This is a genomic window from Microbacterium sp. (genome assembly GCF_031988965.1).
Lineage (GTDB): Bacteria > Actinomycetota > Actinomycetes > Actinomycetales > Microbacteriaceae > Microbacterium.
In genome coordinates, this window is the sequence record NZ_DALZXX010000154.1 from 1 (window position 1) to 6,410 (window position 6,410).

Below are 6,410 nucleotides of genomic sequence, written 5' to 3' on the forward strand. Positions count from 1 at the left end.
GATGAGCTGTGGCCGCTCATCGACTCGTGGGCCGCGAACGAGCCCTACCCCGAGCGCTTCGACACCCAGGGAACGATCGACGCCACGACGTACCTCGCGACCCCCGCGTCGATCGACTTCATCGAGACCGAGTTCGGCTGGCACAACGCCCGCCAGGCGATGGCGCAGATGGCGGATGCCGGTGCCGAGATCATCGCCGAGGGCCTGCGCCCCTACGGCGACGAAGACCCTCTGACGCCCCTCCCCTCACCCGTGCCGACGATGCGCCTCGTGCGCCTGCCTCTCGGACTCGGCGCGACCCGCGAAGAGGCCGACGCCCTGCGGATGGACCTGCTCGACGAGACCGGAGTCGAGACCGCGTTCACGAGCTTCCGCGGCATCGGGTACTTCCGCCTGTCCGCGCACCTCTACACCGAGGCATCCGACTTCGAGATCTTCGTCGAGCGCTGCATCCCGCAGATCCTCCGCCGTGCCGGCATCCGCACGGCCGACCCGGTCGTCATCTCCTGACCGCATCCGTCTTCCCCTCCCCGCACCGAACACCCGACACACGATCCGACCCGACAACAACCCGAACCGAACCACCCATCACCAATTGAGAGGCACCCCGTGAAGAACAAGATCTTGACGACCGCCGCAGGAATCGGCACCGTCGCCGTTCTCGCACTCACCGGCTGTTCCACCGGAGGCAGCTCGTCCTCCGACGGCACCGTCACCCTGCAGATGGTCGAGAGCCTGACCAACCCTGCGCGCACCGAACTGCTCCGCGGCCTGCTCGACGATTTCGAGAAGGAGAACCCCGACATCACCGTCAAGCTGGTCTCGCCGCCCACCGAGCAGGCCGACGCGAAGATCCAGCAGATGCTGCAGTCGGGCAAGGGCGTCGACGTGCTCGAGGTCCGCGACATCACCGTCGGCCCGTTCGCGAACAACGGCTGGCTGCACGACATCTCGGGCGACCTCGAGGACTGGGACGGCTGGGATGCGCTGACCGACAACGCGCAGTCCGCATCGGTCGCCGCCGACGGCAAGAGCTACTTCGTTCCCTACGGCTTCTACGGCCTGTCGCTGTTCTACCGCACCGACCTGGTCGAGGAGGCCGGCTTCGACGGCCCGCCCCACAGCTGGAAGGCCCTGCTCGAGCAGGCCAGCGCCATCCAGGACCCGTCGAACAACATCTACGGGTACGCGTTCCGCGGCGGCGCGAACGCCAACAGCAACGTCGTCGCGGCGATCGAGGCATACACGATCGACGGCCTCGATGTCGATGACGCGTTCCTGATGGAGGACGGCTCGACGATTTTCGCCGCCCCCGAGGCGCAGGAGGCCGTCGACGACTACTTCGATCTCTTCACGGAGGCCTCCCCGCCCTCGGCCGTCTCGTGGGGCTACCCCGAGATGGTGGCCGGCTTCACGAACGGCACCACCGCGTTCCTGCTGCAGGACCCCGAGGTCATCGCGACCGTGCAGGACTCGTCGCTGACCGAGGACCAGTGGGACACCGCTCCCCTGCTCGTCGGCCCGTCGGGCAAGGCCGCGCAGCCGCTGGCCGTCGCCGGCTGGGGTGTCGCCGAGGCCAGCGAGCACCAGGATGCCGCGGTCAAGCTCGTCGAGTTCCTGTCGTCGGCCGAGCCGGCGACTGAGTTCGCGCAGGCCAACAGCCTCGTGCCGATCATCTCGGAGGCCGCGGACGACGAGTTCTACTCGACCGGCCCGTGGACGAGCTACGTCACCATGACCGAAGACCCCGAGACGTACGTCAACGTGCGTCAGCCCCGTGGCGTCAGCTGGTGGACCGAGTGGATCCAGAAGTCCGACCAGGACGTGCAGAACGTGCTCCTGGGCAACATGAGCACCACCGAGCTGCTCGAGTCGTGGGACACCTTCTGGACCGAGAAGTACGCCGCGGAACAGGGCTGATCCGTGACCCGGACCACTCCCGAAGGGGGCTCCGGCGGCACCGCCGTCGGGGCCTCCCCGGCCTCCCGCCGGCGCCGCCCCTTCCGTGGCCGCCACGCGCTGACGCTGCTGGCCTTCATGGCCCCGGCGATCGTGTTCGTGTGCTGGTTCACCTACTGGCCCATGCTGCAGGGCGCACGCATGGCCTTCCACGACTGGAACCTGTGGGACCTCACCTCGACTCCGTGGGTCGGGTTCGACAACTTCGTCGCCGTCTTCCAGGACCCGGCCTTCCCGATCGTCGCGTGGAACTCGGTGCTCTGGGTCGTCGGCTCGCTCGTGCCGCAGCTCGTGATCGGCTTCCTGATCGCTCTGGCGCTGCGCAAGCGATTCCGCTTCCGCGGGCTCTACCAGGCCCTCGTGTTCTTCCCCTGGGCGGTGTCGGGATTCCTGATCGGGATGCTGTTCCGCTGGATGTTCAACGCCGAGTTCGGCGTCGTGAACGACCTGCTCATGAAGGCCGGCCTGATCGACGCCCCGCTCCCCTGGTTGGCCGACCCGAAGCTCGCGATGTTCGCGGTCATCGTCGCGAACGTCTGGTACGGCGTGACGTTCTTCGCGATCATGATCCTCGCGGCACTCCAGTCGGTGCCTGACGAGATGCTCGAGGCCGCGAGCCTCGACGGCGCCGGCAAGGCGCGCCAGCTGTTCTCGATCATCATCCCGTACATCTCGATGACGCTGCTGCTGACGATCCTGCTGCGCATCATCTGGATCTTCAACTTCCCCGACATCATCTACGCGATGACGAACGGCGGACCGGCGAACCAGACGCACATCATCACGACGTGGATGATCAACTACACCCAGCAGGGCAACTACGGCATCGCGAGCGCGATCGGACTCATCGTCGTCGCGTTCCTGTTCGTGTTCTGCGCGTTCTACCTCATGGCGATGCGGAGGGTCCAGCGATGACCATCATGACGCCCACCGGCACCACCATCACCGAGACCAGGCAGATCACCGTCCCCGAGGCGCACAAGACCCCGCGCACGACGCGTCGAAAGCTGTCGGCAGGCGGCGTGGCGCGTGTGGTCGGGCTCGGTCTCTGGCTCGTCATCACGCTGTTCCCGCTGTACTGGATCGCGTTGACGTCGTTCAAGTCGCCCGGCACGATCAACTCGTTCCCGATCGAGTACTGGCCCAGCGAGCCTTCGTTCGACAACTACGTCAGCCTGTTCCAGCAGAGCTCGTTCGGGGTGTTCCTCGGCAACTCGGCTCTGGTGGCGCTCATCGCCGGCGCGGTGGCGACACTGATCGCCCTGTTGAGCGCCTACGTGATCGCCCGCTTCGAGTTCCGGGGCAAGGGCACCGTGCTGGTCGCGTTCCTGCTGACGCAGATGATCCCCGCGTTCATCGCACTCGGCCCGCTGTACTCGATGATGACCGACCTCGGTCTGGTCGACACCAAGCCCGGCCTCATCCTGGTCTACATCGCGGTCTGCATCCCGTTCTCCACGGTCATGCTCCGCGGATTCTTCGAGAACGTGCCCGACGCGCTCGAAGAGGCGGCCATGATCGACGGATGCTCGCGCTTCGGCGCCCTGTTCCGGGTGCTCGTGCCGGTGATGACCCCGGGCATCATCGCGGCGTTCATCTTCAACTTCGTCAACTGCTGGAACGAGCTGTTCCTGTCGGTCGTGCTGATGAACACGGATGAGAACCGCACGGTGCCGTCGGCGCTGAACGGCTTCATCTCGACGTTCAACATCGACTGGGGCTCGATGAGCGCCGCAGCCGTGCTGACGATCCTGCCGACCATGGTGATGTTCGCTCTCGCGAGCCGCTGGATCGTGCAGGGCCTCACCGCCGGAGCCGTCAAGGAATAGCCTTTCGAATCGCACACTGTGCAGAAATCCACCCGGAAGAACTGCACAGTGCGCGATTCGAAAGCGCCGGGCGGCACCACGACGAAGGCCGCCACTCGAGGAGAGTGGCGGCCTTCGTGGTGCGGGCCGTCAGACCAGGCGGGCCTTCGGCGACACCGAGTACGTGGCCTCGGCGTCGCGGTTGACCGCATCGCCCAGGGCGGTGTCGATCGCGGCGAGTGTGTCGGCGTCGAGCGTCACGCCCGAGGCCTTGACCGTGTCGGCGAGCTGCTCGGGGCGCGAGGCTCCGACCAGCGCAGCGGCGACGTTCTTGTTCTGCAGCACCCACGCGATCGCGAGCTGCGGCATCGACAGGCCCGCTTCCTCGGCGATCGGCTTCAGCTTCTGCACGGCGGTGAGGATGTCGTCCTGCAGGAAGCTCTTGATGAAGTCGGCGCCGCTGTGCGGGTCGGTCGCGCGGGATCCGGCCGGAACCGGCTGGCCGGGCAGGTACTTGCCCGAGAGCACACCCTGCGCCATCGGCGACCAGACGATCTGCGAGATGCCGAGCTCTTCGGAGGCGGGGACGACCTTGCCCTCGATCACGCGGTGCAGCATCGAGTACTGCGGCTGGTTCGAGATGAGCTGCACACCGAGCTGCTTCGCGAGCGCGTGCCCCTCGCGCAGCTGCTCGGCCGTCCACTCCGAGACGCCGATGTAGAGCGCCTTGCCCTGACGCACGACGTCGGCGAACGCCTGGAACGTCTCTTCGAGCGGGGTCTCGTGGTCGAAGCGGTGGGCCTGGTAGAGGTCGACGTAGTCGGTGCCGAGGCGCTTCAGCGAGCCGTTGATGGATTCGAGGATGTGCTTGCGGCTGAGCCCGGTGTCGTTCGGACCCTTGGGGCCGGTCGGGAAGTAGACCTTCGTGAAGATCTCGAGGCTCTCGCGACGCTGACCCTCGAGCGCCTTGCCGAGCACGACCTCGGCCGCCGTGTTGGCGTAGGTGTCTGCGGTGTCGAACGTGGTGATGCCGGCGTCGAGCGCCGCGTGCACGGTCTTGACGGCGGCGTCGTCGCCGACCTGTGAAGCGTGGGTGACCCAGTTGCCGTAGGTGATCTCAGAGACCTTGAGACCGCTGTTGCCGAGATAGCGATAGTTGACCATGTGACCACGCTACCGGCCGCCACGGACGTCGGGCCCGGATCCCCGTGACCGGTCTCAGAACCGCAGGAGCTCAGACGCGGGGCTCGACCAGCTGCTCCTGCTCCTCGAGCGTCTGCGCCTGCGCGCGCTTCTCGGCGAGCTCGCGCTCCTCGGCCTGCGCGCGCTCGCGCGCCGCCTGCTCGTCCGCCTTGCGCTCGGCACGGGTCTGCGGCTCGGTCGGTGAGGCATCCGCTTGGATGCCCTGTGACTGCACGTTCACGATCGCCGCGCGGTCGCGGAAGCCCTCGGCGGTGACCCTGTCGAGTGCCACCTGCTTGCGGATCGCCAGGGCCTTCTCGTACAGCGACGGGTCGCCGTACGACGTGAGCACCTTCACGAGCACGGGCAGCAGCTCGATCATGAAGAACAGCGCGGCGATCAGGATGTGCGCCCACAGGATCGTGGGCTCCTTCTCGCTGAGCCTGTTCAGGCCGCTGATCTGACTCAGCAGTCCGATCGCGCCCGCGTTGCCGGATGCCACGGACTCGGCCCGCGCGTTGTAGGCGGCGAGCGCCGTGTCGTAGCTGTCGCGTGCCGCGGGCAGCTGCGACTGCGCCTCTTCGCGATTCTGCGCCTCCGACGTGCTGGTGTTCTCCTTGGCGGCGGTGCCGGCCGCGGCGAGCTCCTCGTTGGCGGTGCGCAGCTGCGCGGCGAGCGCGTCGTACGTCTGCTGCGCCTCGGCGAGCTGGGCCTGCGCGGCATCCGAGCTCGCGCCCTCGCCGTTCACGCCGGTGCAGCCGGGAACCGTGCCCGCGCCCTCTCCGGTGAGCTCGCACTGGTAGAGGATGCGCGCCTGGTCGATGACGGCCTGCTGGTCGGTCATCTTGGTGGTGAGGTCGTCGACGGTCGCCTGCGCGGCCGATTCACTGGCCGACGACGAGTCGGTGCCGGCGACCACACCTGTGGCCGCCTGGTTCTCGAGGGCGGCGACACGGTCGGATGCCGCGTCGAGCGCCTTCTTCTCGGGGCCGGTCTCGAGGGCGTCCTGATCGGCCTGCGCCTGCGTGATGTTGGTCGAGGCGACCTCTCGCGCGATGTCGTTGTGGAAGATCTGCAGCACGAGCGGCTCGGCGACGACGAAGCCGATGATCGCGGCCATGACGACTCGAGGGATGGCGAGACCGATCAGCTTCCAGACGTTGCGCGTCGACGTCATGGTCGACGTGAGGAACCGGTCGAGGTTGAAGATGATCAGCGCCCACACGATCGCGAGCGGCACGGCGAGCCAGATCGCGGCCTGCACGCCGGTGGTCAGCGCGAACAGCATCGAGATCGCCGAGACCAGCGCGGTGCCCGCGAGCACGAAGAACATCTGCACGAAGCGCGGGGTCTCGCCGGGCACCCGGTCGAGGATCTCGCCCTCCGCCCCACCCAGGATCGCGAGCTGACGCAGACGCGAACCGGGCACCCGAGGCTTCCGCTCGCGCGGCTGGCGGCGAG

5 protein-coding genes and 1 pseudogene are annotated in these 6,410 nt (G+C 67.4%); 4 read left to right on the forward strand and 2 right to left on the reverse strand.

Annotation, left to right across the window (positions count from 1 at the left end; translation table 11 throughout):
* The 4 genes and pseudogenes from RTM68_RS16140 to RTM68_RS16155 form a co-directional block, all read left to right on the forward strand.
* Positions 1-510 (forward strand): annotated as a pseudogene (locus tag RTM68_RS16140) (aminotransferase); the annotation flags it as partial.
* A 99-nt stretch (positions 511-609) separates the two neighbouring features.
* A complete protein-coding gene (locus RTM68_RS16145; RefSeq protein WP_312172856.1) occupies positions 610-1,920 on the forward strand; it encodes a sugar ABC transporter substrate-binding protein in 1,311 nt (436 codons plus the stop codon).
* A 3-nt stretch (positions 1,921-1,923) separates the two neighbouring features.
* Positions 1,924-2,874 carry a sugar ABC transporter permease gene (locus RTM68_RS16150; protein ID WP_312172859.1) on the forward strand — a complete coding sequence of 317 codons (951 nt, stop codon included), beginning with the start codon at positions 1,924-1,926 and terminating at the stop codon, positions 2,872-2,874.
* Positions 2,871-3,788, forward strand: a complete 918-nt coding sequence (locus tag RTM68_RS16155; RefSeq protein ID WP_312172862.1) for a carbohydrate ABC transporter permease — start codon at positions 2,871-2,873, stop codon at positions 3,786-3,788. Before RTM68_RS16150 ends, RTM68_RS16155 begins: the two co-directional genes overlap by 4 nt.
* A 129-nt stretch (positions 3,789-3,917) precedes the next feature.
* On the opposite strand, the gene RTM68_RS16160 is transcribed toward RTM68_RS16155, so the two are convergent.
* Positions 3,918-4,931, reverse strand: coding sequence for an aldo/keto reductase family protein (locus RTM68_RS16160; protein ID WP_312172864.1), 1,014 nt, complete (start codon positions 4,929-4,931; stop codon positions 3,918-3,920).
* Positions 4,932-5,001: 70 nt separating this feature from the next.
* Positions 5,002-6,410, reverse strand: a 1,409-nt coding sequence (locus RTM68_RS16165; RefSeq protein WP_312172865.1) for a DUF4407 domain-containing protein, incomplete at its 5' end; no start/stop codon positions are given.